This window comes from Saccharothrix sp. HUAS TT1 (assembly GCF_040744945.1).
Classification (GTDB): Bacteria; Actinomycetota; Actinomycetes; order Mycobacteriales; family Pseudonocardiaceae; genus Actinosynnema.
In genome coordinates, this window is the sequence record NZ_CP160453.1 from 1,139,450 (window position 1) to 1,161,556 (window position 22,107).

22 protein-coding genes are annotated in these 22,107 nt (G+C 62.6%); 12 read left to right on the plus strand and 10 right to left on the minus strand.

Going from position 1 to position 22,107, the window contains the following annotated elements:
- Window positions 1–13: 13 nt before the first annotated feature.
- Window positions 14–2,392 carry a DEAD/DEAH box helicase gene (locus tag AB0F89_RS05555; RefSeq protein WP_367133222.1) on the plus strand — a complete coding sequence of 793 codons (2,379 nt, stop codon included), beginning with the start codon at window positions 14–16 and terminating at the stop codon, window positions 2,390–2,392.
- Here AB0F89_RS05555 and AB0F89_RS05560 read toward each other — a convergent pair.
- From AB0F89_RS05560 to AB0F89_RS05575, 4 genes are all read right to left on the minus strand, one after another.
- Complete coding sequence (locus AB0F89_RS05560) at window positions 2,362–2,973, minus strand: bifunctional DNA primase/polymerase (RefSeq protein ID WP_367133224.1); 612 nt, start codon at window positions 2,971–2,973, stop codon at window positions 2,362–2,364. The genes AB0F89_RS05555 and AB0F89_RS05560 overlap by 31 nt on opposite strands.
- Before the next feature lie 268 nt (window positions 2,974–3,241).
- Complete coding sequence (locus AB0F89_RS05565) at window positions 3,242–3,592, minus strand: Rv3654c family TadE-like protein (RefSeq protein ID WP_367133226.1); 351 nt, start codon at window positions 3,590–3,592, stop codon at window positions 3,242–3,244.
- Between the two features lie 708 nt (window positions 3,593–4,300).
- Window positions 4,301–4,645, minus strand: a complete 345-nt coding sequence (locus tag AB0F89_RS05570; protein ID WP_367133228.1) for a TadE family type IV pilus minor pilin — start codon at window positions 4,643–4,645, stop codon at window positions 4,301–4,303.
- The gene (locus tag AB0F89_RS05575) at window positions 4,642–4,758 is read right to left on the minus strand and encodes a DUF4244 domain-containing protein (protein ID WP_367138721.1); all 117 of its coding nucleotides are present in this window, start codon (window positions 4,756–4,758) and stop codon (window positions 4,642–4,644) included. The genes AB0F89_RS05570 and AB0F89_RS05575 overlap by 4 nt, the downstream gene beginning before the upstream one ends.
- A 62-nt stretch (window positions 4,759–4,820) precedes the next feature.
- On the opposite strand from AB0F89_RS05575, the gene AB0F89_RS05580 reads away from it, so the two are divergent.
- Window positions 4,821–6,431 (plus strand): recombinase family protein, encoded by a 1,611-nt coding sequence (locus AB0F89_RS05580; RefSeq protein ID WP_367133230.1) that lies wholly within the window; start codon window positions 4,821–4,823, stop codon window positions 6,429–6,431.
- A gap of 124 nt (window positions 6,432–6,555) precedes the next feature.
- Here the strand turns inward: AB0F89_RS05580 and AB0F89_RS05585 are convergent, their stop codons facing one another.
- Complete coding sequence (locus AB0F89_RS05585; protein WP_367133232.1) at window positions 6,556–6,828, minus strand: hypothetical protein; 273 nt, start codon at window positions 6,826–6,828, stop codon at window positions 6,556–6,558.
- 48 nt (window positions 6,829–6,876) lie between these two features.
- Window positions 6,877–7,287: a hypothetical protein gene (locus tag AB0F89_RS05590; RefSeq protein WP_367133234.1), complete on the minus strand. Its 411-nt coding sequence runs from the start codon at window positions 7,285–7,287 to the stop codon at window positions 6,877–6,879.
- Between the two features lie 246 nt (window positions 7,288–7,533).
- Between AB0F89_RS05590 and AB0F89_RS05595 the strand changes: the two genes are divergently transcribed.
- The 5 genes from AB0F89_RS05595 to AB0F89_RS05615 all read left to right on the plus strand — a co-directional run bounded on the left by AB0F89_RS05595 (window position 7,534) and on the right by AB0F89_RS05615 (window position 12,933).
- Window positions 7,534–7,848 carry a hypothetical protein gene (locus AB0F89_RS05595; RefSeq protein WP_367133236.1) on the plus strand — a complete coding sequence of 105 codons (315 nt, stop codon included), beginning with the start codon at window positions 7,534–7,536 and terminating at the stop codon, window positions 7,846–7,848.
- A gap of 139 nt (window positions 7,849–7,987) precedes the next feature.
- Entirely contained in the window at window positions 7,988–10,192 is a 2,205-nt protein-coding gene (locus tag AB0F89_RS05600) for a type IV secretory system conjugative DNA transfer family protein (protein ID WP_367133238.1), read from the plus strand.
- Between the two features lie 115 nt (window positions 10,193–10,307).
- Entirely contained in the window at window positions 10,308–11,159 is an 852-nt protein-coding gene (locus AB0F89_RS05605) for a replication-relaxation family protein (protein WP_367133240.1), read from the plus strand.
- A gap of 61 nt (window positions 11,160–11,220) precedes the next feature.
- Window positions 11,221–11,478: a helix-turn-helix domain-containing protein gene (locus AB0F89_RS05610; protein ID WP_367133242.1), complete on the plus strand. Its 258-nt coding sequence runs from the start codon at window positions 11,221–11,223 to the stop codon at window positions 11,476–11,478.
- A complete protein-coding gene (locus AB0F89_RS05615; RefSeq protein WP_367133244.1) occupies window positions 11,479–12,933 on the plus strand; it encodes a tyrosine-type recombinase/integrase in 1,455 nt (484 codons plus the stop codon).
- A gap of 103 nt (window positions 12,934–13,036) precedes the next feature.
- Here the strand turns inward: AB0F89_RS05615 and AB0F89_RS05620 are convergent, their stop codons facing one another.
- Window positions 13,037–13,708: a hypothetical protein gene (locus AB0F89_RS05620; protein WP_367133246.1), complete on the minus strand. Its 672-nt coding sequence runs from the start codon at window positions 13,706–13,708 to the stop codon at window positions 13,037–13,039.
- Between the two features lie 647 nt (window positions 13,709–14,355).
- The gene (locus tag AB0F89_RS05625) at window positions 14,356–14,655 is read right to left on the minus strand and encodes a hypothetical protein (protein WP_367133248.1); all 300 of its coding nucleotides are present in this window, start codon (window positions 14,653–14,655) and stop codon (window positions 14,356–14,358) included.
- A 394-nt stretch (window positions 14,656–15,049) separates the two neighbouring features.
- Between AB0F89_RS05625 and AB0F89_RS05630 the strand changes: the two genes are divergently transcribed.
- Window positions 15,050–15,889, plus strand: a complete 840-nt coding sequence (locus tag AB0F89_RS05630) for a DUF3846 domain-containing protein (RefSeq protein WP_367133250.1) — start codon at window positions 15,050–15,052, stop codon at window positions 15,887–15,889.
- 155 nt (window positions 15,890–16,044) lie between these two features.
- On the opposite strand, the gene AB0F89_RS05635 is transcribed toward AB0F89_RS05630, so the two are convergent.
- Entirely contained in the window at window positions 16,045–16,251 is a 207-nt protein-coding gene (locus tag AB0F89_RS05635) for a hypothetical protein (RefSeq protein WP_367133252.1), read from the minus strand.
- Window positions 16,252–17,501: 1,250 nt separating this feature from the next.
- Here AB0F89_RS05635 and AB0F89_RS05640 point away from each other — a divergent pair.
- Window positions 17,502–18,233, plus strand: coding sequence for a hypothetical protein (locus tag AB0F89_RS05640; RefSeq protein WP_367133253.1), 732 nt, complete (start codon window positions 17,502–17,504; stop codon window positions 18,231–18,233).
- 14 nt (window positions 18,234–18,247) lie between these two features.
- Here the strand turns inward: AB0F89_RS05640 and AB0F89_RS05645 are convergent, their stop codons facing one another.
- Window positions 18,248–19,078 carry an abortive infection family protein gene (locus AB0F89_RS05645; protein WP_367138723.1) on the minus strand — a complete coding sequence of 277 codons (831 nt, stop codon included), beginning with the start codon at window positions 19,076–19,078 and terminating at the stop codon, window positions 18,248–18,250.
- A gap of 273 nt (window positions 19,079–19,351) precedes the next feature.
- Here AB0F89_RS05645 and AB0F89_RS05650 point away from each other — a divergent pair, with 273 nt between their 5' ends.
- The 3 genes from AB0F89_RS05650 (at window position 19,352) to AB0F89_RS05660 (ending at window position 22,107) form a co-directional block, all read left to right on the plus strand.
- Window positions 19,352–20,404 (plus strand): hypothetical protein, encoded by a 1,053-nt coding sequence (locus tag AB0F89_RS05650; protein ID WP_367133254.1) that lies wholly within the window; start codon window positions 19,352–19,354, stop codon window positions 20,402–20,404.
- Window positions 20,405–21,098: 694 nt separating this feature from the next.
- The gene (locus tag AB0F89_RS05655) at window positions 21,099–21,488 is read left to right on the plus strand and encodes a hypothetical protein (RefSeq protein WP_367133255.1); all 390 of its coding nucleotides are present in this window, start codon (window positions 21,099–21,101) and stop codon (window positions 21,486–21,488) included.
- Between the two features lie 22 nt (window positions 21,489–21,510).
- Complete coding sequence (locus AB0F89_RS05660) at window positions 21,511–22,107, plus strand: hypothetical protein (RefSeq protein WP_367133256.1); 597 nt, start codon at window positions 21,511–21,513, stop codon at window positions 22,105–22,107.

Genomic DNA, 22,107 nt, shown 5'->3' on the forward strand with positions numbered 1-22,107 from the left:
GAAGCTGCGCCACGTGGCGAACCAGGGACGTCGTTTGCTGGACCGCGTCCTCGCCGGTGTCCCGGCGGGCGAATCCCCGTTGACGCACACCGAGAACCAGCCGCCGCGACCTGCGCAACCAGTGCCGTGGCCGTCGTGGGCGCCGTCCGCGCTGGTGTCGTCGCTGGTGGAGCGCGGGGTCGCGGAGCCGTGGCGGCACCAGGCCGAAGCGGCGGAGCTGGCGTGGTCCGGATCACACGTAGTCGTGGCTACGGGTACCGCTTCGGGTAAATCGCTGGCGTACCAATTGCCGGTCCTGAGCGCGTTGACAGTTGATCCGAGGGCAACAGCTCTGTACCTCTCGCCGACCAAGGCGCTGGGCGCGGACCAGTTGAGGTCGGTGACCGGTTTGGCGGTGCCCGGTGTGCGCGCGGCGTCGTTCGACGGCGACACCCCGGTGGCGGAGCGGGATTGGGTGCGGGCGCACGCCAACTGGGTGTTCAGCAATCCGGACATGCTGCACCGGGGCGTGCTGCCCCACCACGCCCGGTGGATCCGGTTCCTGCGCCGGCTGTCGTACGTGGTGGTCGACGAGTGCCACACCTACCGGGGTGTTTTCGGCTCGCACGTGGCGCTGCTGCTGCGGCGGCTGCGGCGGGTCGCCCAGCGGTACGGCGCGGACCCGGTGTTCGTGCTGGCGTCGGCGACGGTGGCCGACCCGGCGGCGTCGGCGTCGGCGCTGCTCGGCGCGGACGTGGCGGCGGTGACGGAGGACGGCTCGCCGCGCGCCGGGCGGACGGTGGCGCTGTGGGAGCCGCCGCTGCTGGACGAGCTGGAGGGCGAGAACGGCGCGCCGGTGCGGCGCTCGGCGGGCGCGGAGACGGCCCGCATCCTGGCCGACCTGGTGGTGGAGGGCGCGCGGTCGCTGGCGTTCGTGCGGTCGCGGGTGGGCGCGGAGCTGACCGCGCTGGGCGCGCGGCGGGTGCTGTCGGAGGTCGAGCCGGCGCTGGCCGGGCGGGTGGCCGCCTACCGCGGCGGGTACCTGCCGGAGGAGCGGCGGGCGCTGGAGCGGGCGGTGTCGTCGGGCGAGCTGCTGGGCGTGGCGACGACGAACGCGCTGGAGCTGGGCGTCGACATCGTCGGGCTGGACGCGGTGGTGGTGGCCGGGTTCCCGGGAACGTTGGCGTCGTTCTGGCAGCAGGCCGGGCGGGCGGGGCGGACCGGGGACACCGACGCCCTGGTGGTGTTCGTGGCGCGGGACGACCCGTTGGACACCTACCTGGTGCACAACCCGTCGGCGGTGCTGGACAAGCCGGTCGAGGCGACCGTGCTGGACCCGGCGAACCCGTACGTGCTGGAGCCGCAGCTGGCCTGCGCGGCGGCCGAGCTGCCGCTGACGCCGGAGTCGCTGGCGTCGTTCGGCGGTGACGCGGCGCTGGCGGTGGTGGAGGACATGGTGGCGCGCCGGGTGCTGCGGCGGCGGCCGAACGGGTGGTACTGGACGTCGCACGACCGGCCGCACGGCGAGGTGGACATCCGCAGGTCCGGCGGCGAGCAGGTCGTGGTGGTGGAGGCCGACTCGGGGCGGATGCTCGGTACGGTGGACCACGCGTCGGCGTGCTGGCAGGTCCACTCCGGAGCGGTCTACCTGCACCAGGGCGAGTCGTACGTGGTGGACGAGCTGGACCTGGAGAGCGGGCTCGCGCTGGTGCACTCGGAGAAGCCGGACTGGACGACGACCGCGCGGGACACCAAGGACATCTCGGTGGTGCGGGTGCTGGAGCAGCGCGCGTTCGACGGGGTGGCGGTGTGCCTGGGCGAGGTCGAGGTGACGTCGCAGGTCGTCGGCTACCTGCGGAAGCTGTCGTCCGGGCAGGTGGTCGACGCGGTGCCGCTGTCGATGCCCGCGCAGACGCTGGTGACGCGGGCGGTCTGGTACACGGTGTCGGCGGAGTTGCTGGGCAGTGCGCCGGGGGGCGCCGGTCTGGCTCCGGCGCGCGTCCCCGGCGCACTGCACGCCGCCGAACACGCGGCGATCGGCCTGCTACCGCTCTTCGCGACCTGTGACCGGTGGGACATCGGCGGCGTCTCGACCGCGCTGCACCAGGACACCGGGGAGGCGACGGTGTTCGTGCACGACGGTCATCCCGGGGGAGCCGGGTTCGCCGACCGCGGGTTCAACGCGGTCGTCCCTTGGTTGGTCGCTACTCGGGAGGCCATCGCGGCTTGCGCGTGTCCGGCCGGGTGCCCGTCCTGCGTGCAGTCGCCGAAGTGCGGGAACGGCAACGATCCGCTGGACAAGGCGGGCGGTGTGGCCGTGCTGGACGTCGTGCTCGGGGTGGTCGGGGAGAGACGCCACGACGTCCGGCACGGCCACGTCGGTCACGACCGGTCGGCGGCGACCAGGCCGTAGTCGGAGGTGCGGTCGGCGGCGAGCACCAGGGCTTCGCGCACCACGTCCGCGTGCGGGAGCTGCCACGCGCAGATCTGCGGCTTGACCCGCCAGTGCACGACGCCGACCTGGCACGGGCTCGGCGGCAGCGAGACGTACTCGCCCTTGCCGTAGTGCCGGACCTCGGCGTCGGCGACCATCCCGCCGCCGGAGGCGACCAGGAACATCCAGCGGCCCTGCGGGGTCGCCACGATCGGGACGGGCACGCCGGTGGCGCGCAGCGCGACCGCGGCCCGGCGGCCGAGCTCGGCGTCGACCTCGATGGCGTCCACGCCGTGGCCGGTGGCCAGCAGGATGCTGTAGGAGTGGCCGGTCCACCAGGTGGCGACCTGCTCCGCCTTGGTGCCGATGCGCTCCTGCCAGTCGGCGTGGACCGGCACCGGGCCGTGGTCCTCGACGCCGTCGACGCCCTCGCGCCCGGCCCACTGGTCGCCCGCCGGATAGGTGCCCGGCAGCACAGGCCACCCGTGCCACGCGAGGTTGACCGCCTCTGCGCGCAGCTCGATGCGGAAGGCCCCGCGCCAGCTATCCGACCACTCCATCTTTCGTTCGCCTCCTGCGCTGCCGTTCACGACAGCGTGTCGCGTGGTGTTCGACACCGTGTCGGTGCCACCACTTGAACTAACGCCATGACCGGTGGTTTTGGTAACCGCGAGTCGACAACTGGTCGTTGTGGCACGGCCAACGCGACGGGCGAGGGCGGCCGACCGAACGCCGCCGAGCTCGCCCATCCACCACCAAGCCGCGGATCTGCGGTCGTGTGAGTCCGCTCACCGCCACTGGACGACCGTTCGTCGCGAGGAGTAGGGGTCACGGTTCGGCCGGACCGGCACGCGCCTGCGCGCTGAGCGCGCCGAACACCCCCGCCTCGCCGGAGACCCGCACGGTCACCTCCCAGCCCTCCACCAGGCACGCGGCCAACCGCCCACCCATCCGCTCAACCACCCACCCAGCCCGCGCGCAGGCCTCCGACACCCCGCCACTCAACTGCCCAGCCGCCGCCAACGCCCCCAAATCCGCCGCCGCACCCAACCGGTGCCTGTCCACCACCACCTCCCCTACTCGAACCCCGACCACCACGAGCCCGAACCACACCGCCACGACCACGACCGCGACGACAGAGGCCGACCCCCGGTCACCCAGCCGACCCATCCCACCCATCAGCCACCTCCCACTCCCCCACTCGACCACTGCTCCACCCCACCTCCCACTCCTCCGCCACCCCACCGCCTCGCTCCACCGCCCCGCTCGACCACCCGCTCCACCCCGCCTCCCCACGCCACCTCCAGCGCACCTCCTCGCTCCACCTCCCTGCACCACCTCATCGCTCACCGCCCCGCACCACCTCCAGTTCGCCTCCCGTCACACCTCCAACCCACTCCACTCCACCGCCTCGCCCTACCGCCCCGCTCCGCCCCCGCCGCCTCCCTGCCCCGCTACCCGCCTCCCGCTGCCCCGCTGCTCGCGCCGGCAGCGCGCGCATGCAATCCGCCAGCCGCTCCACCCCGCCCCCAGCCTCGTCCCACCGCCTTCACGCCCTGCCCCACCGCTTCCATGCCCTGCTCCGCCTCCCTGCTCCGCTCCCGCTGTCCTGCCCCGCCGCCTCTGCTCTGCTCTGCTCCCGCTGCCCTGCCGGCGCCTCTGCTTCGCCTCCCACCTCCCTGCCTCACCTCCCGCCTCCCGCCTCCCGCTGCCCGCCTCTCGCTGCCCGCTGCCCGCTGCCCGCGCCGTGCGCATGCAGTCCGCCGACCGCCCCACCCGCCCCTCGTTCCACCTGCCGCCCTCTCCCGCCGCCCCGTGCAGGCAGCGCGCGCCTCCAATCCGCCTCCCCGCTCCAACTCCCGTGCCGGGCCCGCGACCCGACCCACATCACCCGTCAGCCACTCCCGGCTCCAGCACTGCGTAGGCGCGTGCCCGCAGTTCGACGCCCAGCCGCTCGACCGTCACCTCCACCCGAGCCGTGTCCCCCTCCCGCCGAACCGCCCACCGGGCGCCCCGCGGCGCCACCTGCTCGACCACGCCCGCCACCCGCCCCTCGTCCCCGCGAGCGACCAACCGCGCCGCCTCCCGAGCCGCGTCGGTGCACCGGAGTTGGCCGACGACCGCCATCACGGCCGACACGCCGAGCACCAGGACGACGACCAACCCGCACACCGCCACCGCCGCCTCGACCGTCACCCCGCCCCGGTCGTCACCGAGCGCGGCCCGCTTCACCAGTCCACCGTGAAAGCCCGCAGCAGCAGCCCTCGCAGCAGCCCTTCCACCCAGTCGCCGTTCAACAGCGAGAGCAGCACCAGGGCGAGCGCGGCGGCGGCCAGCGTGCCGATCGCGTACTCGTCAAATTCCTATGCATCCTTTACAATAAGTAATGTAAAGGATACGCAGCGTAATGAAAGACTCATTGAAGGGACAACTAGCTTACGCCTACGAGCGGATCAGCGATGACCGCGAGGGTAAGGAACTTGGCGTTAAGCGCCAAGATGAAGACATCGACAAGCTGGCCGAATATCTCGGCGTGACGCTGGTCAGAAAGTTCGTGGACAACGACCTGTCTGCCAGCACGAACACGGACGAGCACCGACCGAACTACGAAGAGATGATGGGCCTCCTCGAAACCGGCCCGATCAAGATCGTGCTCAGCTACACGACGAGCCGTCTTACTCGCAAACCGGAAGAGAGTGAACAGCAAATTAAGCTGGCTCGCCGCCATGGCATTCAGTTCTACTACGTTCGCGGGCAGTTCCTTGATCTCCAGGTAGCCGCCAATCGGCGCATGGCTCGTTATCAAGCCGCCAATGACGCGGGCGAAGCCGAGGAGCTACAGGAGCGCGTTCTTCGTAAAAAGTTGCAAGATGCCCGCGAGGGTAAGACGGGCGGCGGGCGACGCCTCTACGGGTACGGCAAGACCATTGGACACAACCCTGCGACAGGCAAAGACATCTGCGACCCGTACCAGGTGCGCGAGCACGAGATCGCTGCGCTTCAGGAAGGCAAGCGCCGGACGCTGGCCGGAGAAAGCCAGTTCGACATCATTAGGGACTGGAACCGGCGCGGTATCACGAGGGCGCTAGGCGGCCCGTGGAGCGTTGGCCCGTTCAAGCGGACACTGCTCAACGAGAGCTACGTTAAATTCGACCCAATCGGCCACCCGACGGACTGCCCTTGCTTGCAGAACCCAGAGACTGGCGCTACCCGCATTCACCACAACGAACGCCACCGCGCGAGGTGGCCGTATGTCTTCACTCGGGCCGAACATGACGCGCTCACTGCAATGTTCAACGGTCGCAATAAGCTCTGGTACAGCCCGGGACGCCTTAAGAGCCGTACCTACCTTTTGACCGGCATCGTTTACTGTGGCGGTACGTGGCGGGACACCGAGCGTGAAGGGCATGTGTGCGGCGGCGAGATGTTCGGCCAAGGCAAGACATACACGAAGCGTGACGGCAGCGTTGTCCGCCAGCGCCGCTATGCCTGCAAGAAGTGGGATCGCCACGGCTTCCGCGTCGGCTGCTGCACCGTTTTCCGGATCGCGGACGCGGTCGAGCAGTTCGTGAGCGAGCAGGTTCTGTACCGCTTCGACTCGCCGGAAGTAGCAAGAGCGCTTGCGCCTGCCGACAACGAAGAGCGCATGACAGCGATCATCCAAGAGCTGGCCGAGCTTCAGGCGCGCCGCGAAGTGCTTGCGGCGGAGTACGCGGCCGGTGAGCACGATAAAGACGATTACCGGGTGATGGTGGCGCTGATCAAAGAGAAGCTTGCGCTCGCAGAGACCGAGAAGAAGCAACTGCTCAGTGCCAAAGCCAAGAGCCTCGCCGTCCCGACTGACGGCGGTCTACGAGAGGTTTGGGAGACCGCCAGCATGGAGTGGCGAGCCAGTGTCATTAGGCTGGTGGTCGAGAAGGTGGTAATCCATCCTGGGCGGACGGGAGCGAAGCGGTGGCCGGATAAGAACGGCTGGTACTTCGACCCAGAGCTGATTGAGATCGTCTGGCTGCACTGACGAGCAGCCGAAGCTTGGCGATCACGGCGGCGTCCTGCACTTTTAGCGGGACGCCGCTGGCCCGGGTGGAGTGTTGAACCGAAGAAGCAGGACCCACATCATTCGCTGAACCAGGCCCACGCATCTACCGCTCTCCACCGTTGCGGGAGGATTGCGCTATCACTCCTGTTATTCTGCCCCAAATACGTCCCGAGTCCCCCTGGCCATTAATATACAGCCTTGCCAGATAAACCACTTCGGCGAAATCGGCTGAGCCAAGTTCATCCGAATCCTCGTTGCTATTTGACATATTCAAGATCTTTACGCAGATTTCAGCCGGGCTCACATCATGATGGATATCCCAAGATATAATATCCCAGTTAGAAAGCGGTGAATGGTCTTCGAATGAATCGTTCATACAATATTTATATTAACAGAAGATAAATGAACAGGCCATCGCCAAGGGCTACTGGAGCCCTCGTCTATTGTCTGTGATTACGCGCCCGCCTTCAGATTGCGGAAGACGCCAGTAGACCACACTGTCGCCATCGCGAAGTTTTACGAGATGTCCGTGACCTTTACCCAGCGGGCCGCCACGCCCCCCGTAGTAGATATCAACTTTTGCTTGACCGTCAGTTGTGTAGCCGGATTCGATTAAAGCGTGATGTCCTTCGAAGGTGCCGTTCGCACCAAACTCTTCGTTTCCCAGGTTACGCTCACGGGCTTCGCGGGCCTCACGCTCGGCTCTTGCGGCCTCGATCGCGGCCCGATTGTGCCGGTACGACGTTGAGGCCCCGTACTTCATGCTGCCTGCGATCTGGTCCTTGAGCGCTAACTTCAGATCGTCCCAGAATTTCCCCATCGCCATCTGCTCCAATCAAAAACCCACAGCGGTTGCCCTCATATCGCCGTAAGGGCTGGCAGCGTTACAAGGGCTTCGTGTTGGATCTAAATCCAAGCACCGACGATCAACCACATGCAACCGTGAAGCCCATCGAACGTGCGCCAGCCACCTACAGGCACCACATTTTTCTACCATATGCAAGCCTCTATCTCCATGCGTAAATGGAGGTAGAGGCTTGGGCAACACCGCTCACCTCATTTACAACTATCTGGAGTAAGCATGGCCATCGTCAGTAGAAAGGTGTCTGATCTTTCTGGCACGGAAGGGTCCGACGACGACTTCGCGCAAGTGGTCGTCAGGCAGCACCCCACCATCGACCAGCCCAAGGCACTCGATGTCTTGGTGACCGAGCTCGGATCATTCAAGGACATCGGCGACTTGGTGATCTTGGAAGTCCGCATGCCGGACACCACCACTCGCGAGATTTACGTCCGCGTGAGCGACTTCAACAAGGCCGCACCTGACATGGAACAGGTTCTGCGCAGCGCCCGCGGTACTCGCGGACGCCTGCCCGGTTCACGCAACGGCTCATAGTCCGTGCGCTCCGCCCCGCTCAGTCTCCGCATAGTTGCGTGAGACTGAGCGGGTCATCTCCTAGCATCAGCGACGCATATATAAACAGAACGATGAACGTATACTAGAAAGGAGGTATATGACTACTACGACACCTGTCATGCCGTCATCCAATCAGTCGCACGTCGACGCGGGCGGACTGATCTGGTTTACTATCCATTTCCCCCTGACGCTTGATCTAGCCACTCTTACTAACTTAATTCGCCCGCTCGCGCATCGTCCGCAACTCGGCTTACTCGGGCGCACGCCGCTAGTTGTGATCGAGCTACGCGCCTATGCAGGCCAGCCCTACTGGCTGCTCGGCATGGATCTGAACTTGTCCACGTCGCTTCCGGACCAACTGCGCGCACAGGTTCCGCGCCTCGTCTTGACAGCCACCTCGACGCCACAGCGGCCGACACCGTTCCTCGTGAGCGATCTACGTATCACTGGCTTGTCGCAACCGCTTCGCCTCGACATGGCACCAAGTGTCAGCGCAGGGCTTCATGACGTGCTTCGGTCATTGGGAAACGATGAATCGGCCGTCCTGCAGTGGGTGATAGGGCCTGCCCAACGACGACACACCGAACCACCTCAGGCGCTCTCCCTAGCCCATCTCCTGGGTCTTCGCGGCACGCCGCCAACTCGGAGCGACCAGTTGCAGCACTGGCGGCGCAAGACGGTTGAGCCGTTGTTCGCTGTCCACGGACGTGTGGGCGCACGAACCGCCCGGCTCGAGCGAACCGCTGCGGTGGTGCAGATGTTGGCCCAAGCGGTCTCGCTGGCAAGCGCCAGCTACACGGAGATCCGCAGCTCGCTCGCATCCCGTCGTGGTGGGCGCACCATCACCAGTGTGCCGCGCTCGCAACGGTGGTCGGGCATCCTCAACGCGGCCGAGCTGGCGTCACTTCTCGGCTACCCCTTCGATGAACTCAGCGACCAGCCACCACAGGCACATCCTGCCCCGCCGTCGCTCCTCATCCCGGCTGACCAGCCTCACCACACGGCTGCCGTGCGCGTGCTCGGGCGCAGTCTGCATCCGGCCGACGAGCACCAGCTCGTCACGATGCCTGTAGCAACCGCGCTTCATCATGTACACGTCACCGGCGTGACCGGCTCTGGCAAGTCAACGCAGCTCGCTTCCTTTGTCAGGGCCGACATGCGCGCAGGCCACGGTGTGCTGCTGATCGAACCGCGTGGTGATCTTGTTGACGACGTACTGAAGGCGGTTCCGGCCACGCGTCGCGACGACGTTGTCGTGATCGAGCCCGGTCTGAGTGGGCATGTCGTTGGCGTCAACCCGTTGGCTGGCTCTCCCGAGGAAGCCGAACGACGGGCGGACTTAGTGATGCATCTGTTCCGCCAGGTCTTCGGCTCCAGCATCGGTCCGCGGAGTGCCGACGTCCTGCTGCACGCGTTGACGGCCTTGGCTCGCAGCCGGGATGGTTCACTGGCGGACCTGCCGGTGCTGCTGACCAACGCGACCTTCCGCCGTCAGGTGCTCACCGAGGTCACCGATCCTTTGGTGCTCGCGCCCTTCTTTGCTTGGTACGACAACCTGTCTGACGCCGAGCGCGCTCAGGCCATCGCACCGGTTCTCAACAAGACGCGGGCCTTCCTCAGCCGCTCCGCGCTCCGTCACCTGCTCGGCCAAGCTGCGCCGCGGTTCACACTGGACGACCTGTTCACCCAGCGCCGCATCGTGCTGGTGAACCTCAATGCCGGTGTGCTCGGTGCCGAGACTGCGAGCATGACTGGCGCCCTTCTCCTCACTCAGCTCTGGCAGGCCATCCAGCGACGCGCCACTGTCCCGCTCGCCGAGCGGCATCCGGTGATGGTGGTGATCGACGAGATCCAGGACTACCTGAAGCTGCCGGTCGATATCGGCGAACTCCTGGCCCAGGCGCGGGCGCTCGGCGTGTCTCTAACGGCCGCCCACCAACACCTCGGCCAGCTCTCGCCCACGCTGAAGGCGGCCTTCTTCGCCAACGCCCGCTCCCGTATGGCCTTCCATCCCAGCACCGACGACACCCGCGACCTCGCTCAGGTCTTCGGTGATGGCACCACAGCGACCGACCTTGAACGGCTCGGCCGCTTTCAGGCGTACTGCCGCCTGGTGCTCGGCAACACCATGACCAAGCCGTTCATCGTGCAGAGCCGCCCACTTGGAGCCGCCTCGTCCAACTCGGCTGAGTTGCGCCTCGCAAGCCAGCAGCGCTACGGCGTCTCGGGCAACGAGCTTGATGCTCAGCTCGTCTCCCGTTGGCGAGGAGGGACTACCCGCCCGGATGGACCGATCGGCATCGGCCCGCGGAGCGCCGCGTGATGGCTTCGCTTCCCCCTTCGGTTCGCCTGACGTGTCGCGTTGCCATAAACAGCCTGCTCGCCTCTGTCAATCGCTTGGAGGTGCCAACGACTCTCTCCCTGTCAGGAGCCTCCTCATGACCGGGCGACGACTTCATGTCCAGGCGCTCCGTCTACGGGCCCAGCTCGACACCCGCGCGCTGGCGGTGCTCGACTCGCTCTACCGCTTCCGCTTGCTGACCAATGCTCAAGTTCAGCGGCTGTACCTGGTTGATGGCGCACCCGGCTCACGCATCCGCCGCACCCAGTACCTCATGAAGCGACTTCAAGCCTTGGCCCTGGTGGTTCGCCTGTCCCGTGGCATCGGTGGTGTCCGAGGAGGTTCCTCCGGCTTCATCTATGGCCTGTCGGCGCTTGGTCAGGCGGTCCTGGACGTCAGCGGCCCAGCGGGAGGAGGGAGGCGGCGGCGAGTCTGGGAGACCACGCCTTACTTCCAAAACCACATGCTGGGGGTGGCCGAGCTGTACGTCGGTCTCCGCGAGTCTGAGCGACAGAGCCAAGCGGTACTGCTCACGTTCGCCAGCGAGCCGAACTGCTGGCGGCACTTCACGGGCAGCGGCGGGGAGCTGGTCGTCCTCAAGCCTGACGCCTACGTGCGCATCGGCTTCCAGGCTGTCGAACGCCGCGTGTTCGTCGAGGTCGACTTGGCCACCGAAAGCCTGCCGACCATCGTGCGCAAGTCGGCTCGCTACGTCGCCTACTGGCGTAGCGGCGTCGAGCAACAGCGCGAAGGCGTCTTCCCCCAGGTGGTGTGGCTCGTCCCGAACCAGCGTCGTCTGCAGAACATCGAGCGTGCTCTTGGGTCGCTTGCTGTCGAGGCGTCCGGGCTGTTCAACGTCGCCCTCATCAACACAGGACCCCGACTCCTGATGACACCGCCGGAGCTGGCAGACACGACAGACCATACAAGTGGACGCCCGCCGCCATAAGGCAACCGTCTTTTATTCACAACAGAACAACAAACGAGTAAAATAGATGAGGAGAAGCACTATGCCAGAAGAAGTATCGAATAACACCAACCAGTTAGATCACAGTGCCCCGGATGATGACTGTCGGGCCGACAAGCCGCGGCCGATTGTCCTAACGGTCAAAGAAGCCTGCCAGGTGCTCCGCATCAGCCGGTGGACACTCTACGACTTGATCCGAGCACGGGCGATCGAGACGATCACCATCGGACGTAGCCGCCGAATCCCAGTATGTAGCGTCTCAAACTATATAAAACGGCGGCTCGCCGAGGACTTGCAGTAGATGGCTCGTCGTGGCGTTAATGGCGAAGGGTCGATCTATCGGCGTAAGGACGGCCGGTACGAGGCAGCGCTCTACGTCGACACGACGAGCGGCAAGCGGAAGCGGCTTCGCTTCTACGGGACGACCCATGCCGAGGTGAGCGCCACGCTCGTTGAAGCGCGACTGCAGACACAGCGGGGCATACCGAGTCCAGACAGGAACTGGCGCGTCGGAGAGTACTTGGATTACTGGCTCGAACAGGCAGTACACACGAAGCGGAGACCGCTCACGTACCAGCGAGCGGAAAGCGTGGTGCGCCTGCACTTGAAGCCTCATCTCGGGGCACATGCCCTTAAGACGTTGTCCGTCCACTCCGTTCAGACTTTTCTCGACCAACGGCAAGCCGCTGGTATCACAGAAGCGACCCTCTTCCAGATCCGCAAAGTTCTCAGCGCTGCCCTCACATGGGCTATGCGCCAAGAGCTGATCTTTCGCAACGTCGCACGGCTCGTGGAACTGCCCACCTATAAACCCGATGAGGCCGAGTACTGGAACGCTGGCGAGGTACAACTCTTCTTAGAAGTCGCAAAATCAGATCCGCTCTACCCACTGTTTGTTGTGCTCGTGCTTTACGGTCTCCGAAGCGGCGAGGTTCGAGGCATCAGGTGGTCTGACGTCGACTTTGAACGCAACGAACTCCGCATAAGACAGCAGGTTCAGCGGATCGCTGGCCAACTCCAGCAAGTACCACTTAAGACCTCCTCCAGCCACCGCGATGAACCGTTGCTCACAACCGTTAGGCAAGTCTTCATGGAGCAGCAGATCAGGCAGACAGCAGCACGAGAAGCTGCAGGCGCTTCGTGGCAGGGTGGCGGCGATGAGAAGGAACTCGTCTTCACCACCAAGACCGGGCGCCCGATCGAGGCACGCAACGTCTTCCGTTCTTTTCGCCGCATCTGTGCAAGATACAATCTTCGCCCTATCACTCTGCATGGGCTCCGCCACTCGAATGGCACCCTTCAGAAGAACCTCGGAGTACCGGACCGGGACGTTCAGGTCGTTCTCGGTCACAGCAACACACGCACGACTGCCATCTACCAGCATGTGGATATGACCAACAAGCGCGTGGCACTGGAGAAGGTCGAGCACCAGCTTTTCGCGAAGGACGGCGACGACAGTGAGCGTAGCCGTCAACTTAGCCGTCAAAGTCACAAATTAGCCGTCAACTTGGCCCAGGTACCAGGCAAAGCACAACCCAAAGAAAACACTCACCTCTGTTGGGTGAGTGCTTTCTTTGGTGGCTCCTCCCAGACTCGAACTGGGGACACAAGGCTCTTCAGGACGACCGGGCTCGCCTTGCAGGGCCGGATTACAGAGGTGAGAGGGCGGATGAAACGTGCCGAAAGGCAGTGGATATTGGGCACAGTAGCCGTCAACTTAGCCGTCAGAGTCACTCCCCCCTTGCGACCCAGGTGACCCTTCCATCGCGCCAAGATACAACTAACGCATCCCGCTTCCCTGTTCTAGAAACAGCATTGGCTCGCCGGTCATCAAAAAGCCTTTACAGTCCGCAACTTTATTATCTCATGCTAGCAAGAATATAGCGCACCTGAGTTGCACTGCAATCGAAATTGGATACTCCCTTATCCTCCCGCCAGCGCTTAAGTCGATCATATAAAGTGCACTTAAAAACCCCTTTTTTCCTATAGTCACCTGGCCCCATCTCAAGACGTGTAAATTCACCAGTGCCAACAAAATTGAATCCATCACCAGAACCATCAAGAGGCAGTTCAATAGTCTCTACACTGTTACCAGCTAAGACGTCGGCGACCATCCTGCCCGAGTAGCTATACACTTCGTCCCGCTTGAAGTTGATTTCAATAGAGCCCTGCTCGCCGGGTTCAAGATTGAACGCGAAAGGCTTATATTCCTCGGTTTCTCGGTCGCGCACTTTAGCCTGCAAGTCGAAATCCAGGCGCACATCCAGGGAAACCGAATCACCCAGTCCAGCGTTGGGACAATGGAACCGGATCATCCGCTCTGGCTCGGACTTACGTACATCGACGGCTCGAATGTTGCTCATGGAGAGCATAGCCCCGTCTTCCGCTGTATTTCTGATCGACAGATTCTGTTTCGGCGGAACCTCCATGCCAACTTTTTCGAGCCAGGCTAGCACTGGAGGAGTGCAGAACATAAACGCTTCGGGGGCCTCATGGAACGGCGCACCAAGTGGAAGCATGAACTGGGTCACACTATCCGTGTTAGTCGATTTTACGTCGATATTTGAAACTTTAGTCCGGGGACGAGTTAATTCAGGTACAGGGCCGAGCAGAGCAGCGATCAGACTGACCAACGCAATAGCTGTTCCGCCCAGTAAAAACCACGGATTACTCCCTAGGCCAGCTCGCCTAGGGCGTCGAGATGAACTCTGGTCGGTTAGTCGTCCGGCACCGTGCGTCTGGAGCGGCGCCGGATCATCTTGTCTGCGCACATTGACTAGATCGACACGACATGGGCAACTGTTACTATAGCCAACGTATCATCGACCGATCGAATTGGTCGCCGTTGACAGACGACGGACGATAACAATGCCGATCAATAACGCCCAACATCCCGTCACCGTACTTTTCACGATACGCAAGGGAGGGGCGGAGCGGCCGCCAGGACGGTCGATCGCGCCTTGCACGGCCGGATTACAGAGGTAATAGAGTCGCCGAGACGTGCGGAAGACAGTGGTGTCAGGTGCGGAGCCGTCAACTTAGCCGTCAAAGTCACAGGAAACGAGAGAGTGATTTCGAGCGAGGCTTGCATCTCTTTACGTAGTGCGCCCTCTGGCGATCCAACGCCTCACTAAGCAAGATCTTGAGCTTTTTGAACAGTTCCTCGTTTGCCATAGTACTAGGCAGAGCGATGCTCAAGTCGTGTGATCCGGCGCTCGTGATCATCGACTTGCGGCTTGGCGGCAACTGAATCCAGGCCAGTGTTTAGGGTTTCAGCAATGGCTTCATGGGACTCATTCAGGTCAGCTTTAAACCCCTCCCGAAGCTGCGCCAAATCCTCCTTCGTGGCCATGCGTTGTTCAATGCCATCCATGCGACGCTCAAGACCATCGATACGTTTATCTAGGTGCTGCACCGCCCCCGAGATCTCGGCTCGGAGTAACTGCTTCATGTCTTCCATAAATTCTTGACTGTTCATACATTTCTAGTATGCGCCACGTGGCGCAAATGATCAAGCAAGTACTGCCACGATTAGACACCTGGCATGAAGTCCGCAAAGTGCGGCTGCGCGGCGTACGTGACAGGCTGAGTGAACAACGCTTATGCTCGTTGAGAACACTCACTTAGGTCACGGCTGGGGACTACGCCAGACACACCTTGTCCTCTCCAGGGCACCCGCAATATCTGCCACCGCCTGATAGGCACTTATGTTTTCTACCATATGCAAGCCGTAGCACAGATGACTAAATGGAAGTGACGGGTCATCAAAAGACCGCAGCAGGCCACGCGCCAGACGATCGAGGTGCGCGGCCTGGCGCGGAACGGACCGCCCGCCAGGCACACGCCTATCGGTCCAGAAGCGAGCACTCGTCATGCTCACAGCCATCGTGATCCCTGCCGACGAACGGCAGCCGATCCGTCAGCAACAGATCGAACCACACGACCTCAGCGCCTACCGGCAGATTGTCGGCGGCAACCTCGAGGTGGTCACGCTTGACCGGCCACCGGCCAGCCTCTACCTCAACGAGGAAGGCAAGCTCGAGAGGCTGCCCGTCAATCCGCGGGCGACGGCGCTGGCATGGGTGCACAACAGCGCCCTGCGCGCAGCGGCGGACATGATCGTCGGCCCGGCGTTCGTTGTCGGACCGGTCGACCACCATGGTGACGACCTCACTGCTCCCCTCGACCTGGTCGACCTCCTGTTCACCACCAAGCGCTTCTGCGTGCAGGCGTTGGCCGGGACGAGCCAGCAGTGGCGCCAGAACGAGATGGTCTTCACCGCTTGGACGGAGGCGTACCGCTACGCCGCTCGGTTCGGGCTGATTCAGCCGGCCGTGCGGGAGGTGCGAGTCGTACCGAAACTGGACGACCAGCTCCGGGAGACGTGGTACCAGCTCGGCCAGGCCAACATGTGGATCACGGCGGCAGACGACCCGCCGTTCACTCGGGACAGCTTCGTCGGCTGCTTCAGCGTGGAGGAGCTGGCGGAGCAGATCAGCCACGGCAACTGGTCGCTCGGGACAGCCTTCTACTACCGGGACCTGTGCTTCATCAATCAGTCCAACGGTGGTGATGAGTGGCTGACCATCCGGCACAGCATCGCCTTCGAGAGCATGACGCTCGAGCCTCTCATCGAGGAAGGCGGGTTCGCTTCGCTCATTGCTCGGCTTCTGGCTGCTTCCAAGGAACAGTGCTGGACGCTGATGTACTGAGTCTCGCCCGTTGCTCCGCATCTTCTGCGGAGCAACGGGCTCATTCAACCTTGCACAGACGGACGGGCCGACGGCCGACGGGGTGATCACCCGTCGGCCCGCTCTAATTTGCGACGTCTTGGCCGCTTGACCATCTATCTTCTGCGAGCTTTTGACTACTCCTGTGACAGCTTTCGCCCGATGTTGACCGTCAGCGCGAACGAGAAGGTGCCGTAGAGCTCAAAGCGACTCAATATGTAGGCGACCGTCTGAAGGATGAGCTGCCCAGCGCACAACGCTCCTAGTGGAGTCGTCAACCAGTCAACTTGTAGTGAGGACATCGTGTCGTCGATGAAATAGGCTGCGACGAAGGAGAGCGGCATGATCAAACTCGTCAAGCGACGACGCGAGGAGGAGGCAGGGGGTGTACCGCCCTGCAAAGTAAGCTGCACAGTCGCGTTCCTTATACGGCTGGTGTTGGAAGAAGGTAGGACGTAGCCCTCTACGAGGGCGATAGCATCAGTCGCATCCCTACGTTGTTGGTGTTCAACGAAAGACCCGCCGCCCGGCTCCGTCCAAGGACCTTGCGGTGAGCACGTCATAAGAAAAACAGAGGTGAGGGGTCGTTATCAAGCGCGACAGCGCAACCGTACCCATTCGGGGAAGGCGTCACTCGTCCGTGGAGAGCCGTAACGCTCTGCAACATCGGACGTGGTCTAGCTTTGAACCCACCGCCCGAGCCTTGGCTTTGGACGGACCCGGACGGCGGGCCTTTCGTTGAACCCAACGGGTCCCAACACCACCTCTGCGAGTGGCGTCATAGTTATAGCGTCGCAATACGCATACTACCGGGTTATTCACACTTTCGTGTGATGTTCGGCAGGTATCGTAGCAAACTCTGCGTGTTCTAACTTCGCACTGTACTACTTGACATTCACCGCTTTGGCGGAACCTCGCCATCACAGCTTGCGTTCGACTCGTGTGTCTCGCCTGTCCGACCGACTCCGAGCCACGTAGCCATCAAAACCATGCAGCACATTGCATACAACGTAGGCACATCGCTCGCACAGGTGTCCTGTTCCGGCTTCGTCATGTACGTATCAGCGCACTGCAGTCATCGCCGTTCTCGCAGGCAGAGGGGTACCTTCGCGCTCCTTACGTCAACACTTAGCGGCAGTTAATCCGCTGTTGGTTGATGGCTTCAGTCGGCTCCGACCGAAGTGAACGTCCGCCAACCGGTGATGAACCAGTCTGATCGAACGACATGCGGCCTGGCGACGAGCACCGGGACAGGTAGTCGTTCTCCACCAATAGGGTGAAGGAGCAGATATCGATCCCATCGGACCAACACTGACGCGGTGCGGAACCGCCGATCGGCGGTCTTGTAGCCGAAAAGTTGTGGACCACCGGTCCTACTAGATCGCTCCAGCGATGCGTAGCCATCGTTGATGGCTGAGGGATGCGGGGTCGGGTGATGTCCTTACCCTGCAACACTTCTTACCGAGACAGTACCGTTCGCGGGCGCCAGGATCGTGGGTTCACTAGCCGGACGCTGTCGCCCCACCGGGGAACGCTTCACACGCTCGGTCACCAGAACGCCGTTATGCTCATCGGCTTACCTGGTGGAGGCGAGATGACCGAGCGCGTAGTGCCCTACGACGTCTTCTATGTGCCGTGGAGTCTTGGTGACCGCGAGGCGATGGCGCGGTACGCCGCCGCGTGGCTACGCGACCAAACAGGTGCGCCGCTGGTGCTGTTCCCGAGCAAGACGAGCAGCGAGGGGGATCGCACCCTGAACCGGCTGACTACCGGTGCGGCAGTCGCCTGGCCGCGGAACCTGGGCAGGGCGTCGTCCTGGTCGACGGGACCAGTACTTGCGCCCTGGCCGACCGACGACGTCCTGGAGCTGCTGTCCGAGGAACTTCGCTCCAAGGTCACGGCGCTGTGCGTCATGGAGTGGGGCGACAGCGACCAGGACTGCATCAACTGGTTGGCCGGACATCATGCCCGCAGCGTGGTTGACGGTCAGGTGCATCCACGCAGTGAGGTCAGGCTCGACCCGGTGGTCGAGGTGGCCATGAGCTGGCTTGAGCAGAGCGTCAACCACGGCAACAGCCTGGCCGGAGTCCTCGACCGGCGCGACGCCATCGAGACGTTGCAGGTGCTGCACAAGGCCGGCTACCGGTATGACGTCGACGACCTGTGCATCTGGTCGTACGCCAACGGCTTCAACTTCAACGAGGTGGAGCGGCTGCGAGAGTTCGCCGAGGGCGTCGCGCAGGGCAAGCGGTTCCAATTGAAGGCGGGACGGGCACTGCGATCGAACATCGTGGAAGTCTGGCGAGCTGAAGCCGAGGGGCGCTGAACGCCAGGAATCTCCTACGGCTGCTTGCCTCGCTGCCACGGTGCTTCAGGATCTGCCAGCGTGTCGAGGATGAGCTGACACCAGGTGCGCGCCGCACCGACTGCAAGGTAGGCGTGGCGGGGGCGAAGTCCGACAGGTGCCTGCGCCGGGCCGTGACCGGTGCCGTATCCGCGGTTGCGTAGCTCGGCCACGCCGACAGCGGCTGACGTCAAACCGCCGAGGATCTTCTTGACGGCGTCCGAACCATCCGGTCCGGGCGCGGCGCTTGCCGGGTGGAGATGCAGGGCTCGCTGCGCGCGGCTGATGAGGCCAGGTAGGTCGTCGTTACGTTCGTCGACCGGCTCGCCCAGCTCGACCAGGACGACCTTCGCGGTCGACTCGATCAGCTCCTTGGCGGCGCCGATGGCTTCCCGCGGATGATCTGGCAGTGATCGGGCGATGCGGTCGAAGTGCTCCAGGATGACCGAGGGGTCGGTCAGGTGTGCGAGCGAGGCTGGCGCGGCAGGTGAACCTTGAACGGGCACGATCCGCCGCTGTTCGGTGATCGTCCAGCCGTCTCGTTCGAGCTTGGCGCGGAGGAGCACCGGCAGCTCCTCTTCAAAGCCGGACAACATGGTCTCGAAGACGCGGAGGGCACGGGTGACGTGGTCATGGTCCGCCCACAGCACGCTGTCCTCGTACTCTTTAAATCTGCTGCGGCGTTCTCCCTGCTCCTGGTCGGGCTCACCGGTCGGCGCGAAGCCCTCGTCTTGCCAGGCACCATCGATGTCACGGAGCAGGAACCCTGCGGCCAGGTCGCGGAAGGCTCGGCGGGTCGCCCGGCTGATGAGGTCACGTCCTGGCATCACGGCAGGAGCCTAGCTACAAGGACCCAGGGCGCCGTTACTGAACTGATACGTCTCGTCTGCCACCTGCGTGTCGAGACTGCCCTAAGGGTTGCCGCCATGGGGTAGCCGGGCTTGCCCAGAAGTGCGACTCTACCTATCCCACACGCGTACCTCACGGACAACGGCATGATCGATAAGGAGGCTAAGCGCGACACGCCTGTAACTACTTGCCCCGCTGAGCGATCTTGTCGATGGTGCCAACTAGAGTCACCATGGAGTCAGGAGGTCACGATGGTTGAGCAAGCAGTAGACACCACAAAGGTACTTGTCGAGCGTCTCCGCGCCGTTGGTCTCACGTCCGCCTCCGTACCTGCCCTTCACGCATCTTTCAACCGCAGCGACATGCTGATCGACCGTGCTCGCGTGCAGTTGCACTCGGCAGTGCAAGATAGTGAAGTTAACGTTGACGTTGTCGGATTCGGTTCGCTTGCTCGCCGCGAGTTCACGTCGGAATCCGATCTCGACTATCTTGTAGTTACTTACGGGCTCGATCCGCATCCCGGCTCGGCGCGACGCATGCTGCAACATACCGACTCTTTGCGTTTCACGCTCTTCGAAGACAATGAAGTCCGACCACCAGGCGCAACTGGCGTCTTTGGTCGAGTAACTTCAGCTTCGGACATGGTGGAACGCATCGGACTGGAAGATGACACCAACCACTCGCACACCCGACGGATCCTGCTCCTAGAAGAATCCGTATCACTCTTCCAGCCCGAAAGGCATCGACAACTTCTCGACAGCATGATCGACCGCTACCTCTTCGGACGCGTTCGAGGAAAAGAGAGTGTACCGCGGTTCCTGCTTAATGATATTGTGAGGTACTGGCGCACCATCGCGGTTGACTACCAGGCAAAGAGCTTCGGGTCAACCTTGTACTCGCTACGTTACCTGAAGCTTCTTATCTCGAGAAAAATCACGTTTGCCGCTTCCCTCGTTCCGCTACTGGAATGCCTAAACGTTGACCACAATAACGTTGCACAGCATCTCTCCACCGCTTACACCGAGCCATCAATCCTGCGCCTACTGCGCTTGGCCCCATGGCTTGACGATGAAGCTACCGAACTCCTGCGAAGCTCGGTCACACTTGCCGACAAGTTCATCGAAAAACTAGGTGATGCCCAATGGCGCTCAACAATCGCCGATGAGTGCTCGAGGTCCGACCCTACGACCGAACCTGAGTTTGGTCTCGTTCGACAGTGGGGTAAGGATCTGCAGGTCAACCTGCAAAAGATCTTCATGTCACCAAAAATCATTCACTTTACTGAACGATACCTTTTGTTTTAGAATCGAGAGTAATGAGCAGAGCCAAGGTACTCCGGAAGCACCCCCATACTGTAGGTTCGCCAGCCTGTAGCCAGTGTGGCTTTCAACTGTGGCTGCCGATTGCAGATCTCGGGGTGGCCTGGCTCGGCCTGTACGATGACGGCCGATTCCCCGGACGATGCATTCTTTCCCTAAAGGAGCATCACTCGGAGATATCCGGCGTGCCCCATGGTCTCTATATCGACTTCATGATGCTCCTTCGGTCTGCCGAAGAAGCAATACGTAACGCCACGAAGTGTCATCGGATGAACGTAGCAATCTTGGGCAATAGAGAACCACACGTTCACGCGCATCTTATACCCAGGTTTCCACTGGAAGAGCCTTTCCCGAACGACTCACCATGGAGCGATAACCGCGAAAAGACCCCTCTTGACCTATCGGTAAGGCAGGAGCTTATGAAAAAAATAGCGGATGAGCTGGGCGCAGCGACTCGCACGATGACCCACTAGAGGCGGGCGAGGTAGAGACCCATAACGCGCAAAGAAACGAAGGCCAACGAGTCGAGTATCTACTCTTAGCCCTACCCGCCGAACAAGCACCTGTTCAACACGTCCAGCAGCGTTATGGAACGATTAGATGACGTAAGATATGACAAGGATGCCCCTAGAACAGACGGTCCGCATCTGGTAGCGCGGCTTGCCTCTATGGAATTAAGATGGCGCAGCACCGACATGCGCGAGGAGATGCTGTGACAATACCTTCCGACCCTGAGGTGATCAGTCTCGAACGACAGTTTCATGACGAGACAATGGCAGGCTACCGGCACCTGGTTCGCACGATTAACTACCAAGCGAAGGCATTCCTGCACATGGTCGCCATGAACGGCGGGGTTGGCGCAGCTCATCTGCTTCTCCAGACACCGAATATCTCCGCTGGCTTCACCACGTTGTGGGAGGCAAATATGCTGGAGCACAGCATCGAGGCTCTGGCGTTGAAGCCGGAGTACAGGCCGCTCTTTAGCGATGCGGAGTTGGAGGCGGCTCGGCGCCGACTCATCGACTACGGCTTCGACGTCGAGACCTATCTAAGCTCCCTGACGCCGTGATATCGCTGATCAGGAGCAGCTTGTGGAAGTCGGTGAGGAGTGGGCCTACCGTGCCAACCAGCGCGATCGGGTGGCCCGTGTGCAGATCAGGCGCATCGGCACCAATCGCCCGCCGCGGGTGTTGGTCCGGTTCATGGAAGACGAGTACGAGGGGCGCGAGGAGTGGGTCTCGCCTGCTCGGCTCAAGACGACATGGGACCAGGCTGAGGAGTGGCTGGCCCACGACCAGCGTTGGGCCGCCCTCCGCGGCGCCTCCTGGCGGCCTCGCGATGACCACGAGCTGGTTGCTGCCGAGATGGTGCTTGACGACCGAGCGGCGCTGAGTTGCGTCGAGACTGGCTTCAACAAGGACGGCGGCATCCTGTTCATCAACGACCTGCCTGCCCTGACCAAGCTGCTCGACATGGACGCTACGGAGCTGACGAGCGACCCGCTGAGCATCCCGCAAGGTGACGGAACCTGGGCCGTTCCCTTCGCCACCATGCTGGTCGTTGCCAAGCGCGCTGCCCAGGTGCTCGCGGACGAAGTGTTGGACACGGTCGCCCGTGAGGAAGCAACTGCGCGCCATGAAGCGATCCATGGCAGCTACTACGGATCTGCATGCGGCCATAGGAGTTAG

What these genes read in the sequence shown, in the direction of transcription:
- AB0F89_RS05560 (WP_367133224.1), bottom strand. Translation starts at nt 2,973, where the DNA reads ATGGAGTGGTCGGATAGCTGGCGCGGGGCCTTCCGCATCGAGCTGCGC.
- AB0F89_RS05565 (WP_367133226.1), bottom strand. Translation starts at nt 3,592, where the DNA reads ATGGGTGGGATGGGTCGGCTGGGTGACCGGGGGTCGGCCTCTGTCGTC.
- AB0F89_RS05580 (WP_367133230.1), top strand. Translation starts at nt 4,821, where the DNA reads ATGAAAGACTCATTGAAGGGACAACTAGCTTACGCCTACGAGCGGATC.
- AB0F89_RS05585 (WP_367133232.1), bottom strand. Translation starts at nt 6,828, where the DNA reads ATGAACGATTCATTCGAAGACCATTCACCGCTTTCTAACTGGGATATT.
- AB0F89_RS05595 (WP_367133236.1), top strand. Translation starts at nt 7,534, where the DNA reads ATGGCCATCGTCAGTAGAAAGGTGTCTGATCTTTCTGGCACGGAAGGG.
- AB0F89_RS05600 (WP_367133238.1), top strand. Translation starts at nt 7,988, where the DNA reads ATGCCGTCATCCAATCAGTCGCACGTCGACGCGGGCGGACTGATCTGG.
- AB0F89_RS05605 (WP_367133240.1), top strand. Translation starts at nt 10,308, where the DNA reads ATGACCGGGCGACGACTTCATGTCCAGGCGCTCCGTCTACGGGCCCAG.
- AB0F89_RS05610 (WP_367133242.1), top strand. Translation starts at nt 11,221, where the DNA reads ATGCCAGAAGAAGTATCGAATAACACCAACCAGTTAGATCACAGTGCC.
- AB0F89_RS05615 (WP_367133244.1), top strand. Translation starts at nt 11,479, where the DNA reads ATGGCTCGTCGTGGCGTTAATGGCGAAGGGTCGATCTATCGGCGTAAG.
- AB0F89_RS05625 (WP_367133248.1), bottom strand. Translation starts at nt 14,655, where the DNA reads ATGAACAGTCAAGAATTTATGGAAGACATGAAGCAGTTACTCCGAGCC.
- AB0F89_RS05630 (WP_367133250.1), top strand. Translation starts at nt 15,050, where the DNA reads ATGCTCACAGCCATCGTGATCCCTGCCGACGAACGGCAGCCGATCCGT.
- AB0F89_RS05635 (WP_367133252.1), bottom strand. Translation starts at nt 16,251, where the DNA reads ATGCCGCTCTCCTTCGTCGCAGCCTATTTCATCGACGACACGATGTCC.
- AB0F89_RS05640 (WP_367133253.1), top strand. Translation starts at nt 17,502, where the DNA reads ATGACCGAGCGCGTAGTGCCCTACGACGTCTTCTATGTGCCGTGGAGT.
- AB0F89_RS05645 (WP_367138723.1), bottom strand. Translation starts at nt 19,078, where the DNA reads ATGCCAGGACGTGACCTCATCAGCCGGGCGACCCGCCGAGCCTTCCGC.
- AB0F89_RS05650 (WP_367133254.1), top strand. Translation starts at nt 19,352, where the DNA reads ATGGTTGAGCAAGCAGTAGACACCACAAAGGTACTTGTCGAGCGTCTC.
- AB0F89_RS05655 (WP_367133255.1), top strand. Translation starts at nt 21,099, where the DNA reads ATGGCGCAGCACCGACATGCGCGAGGAGATGCTGTGACAATACCTTCC.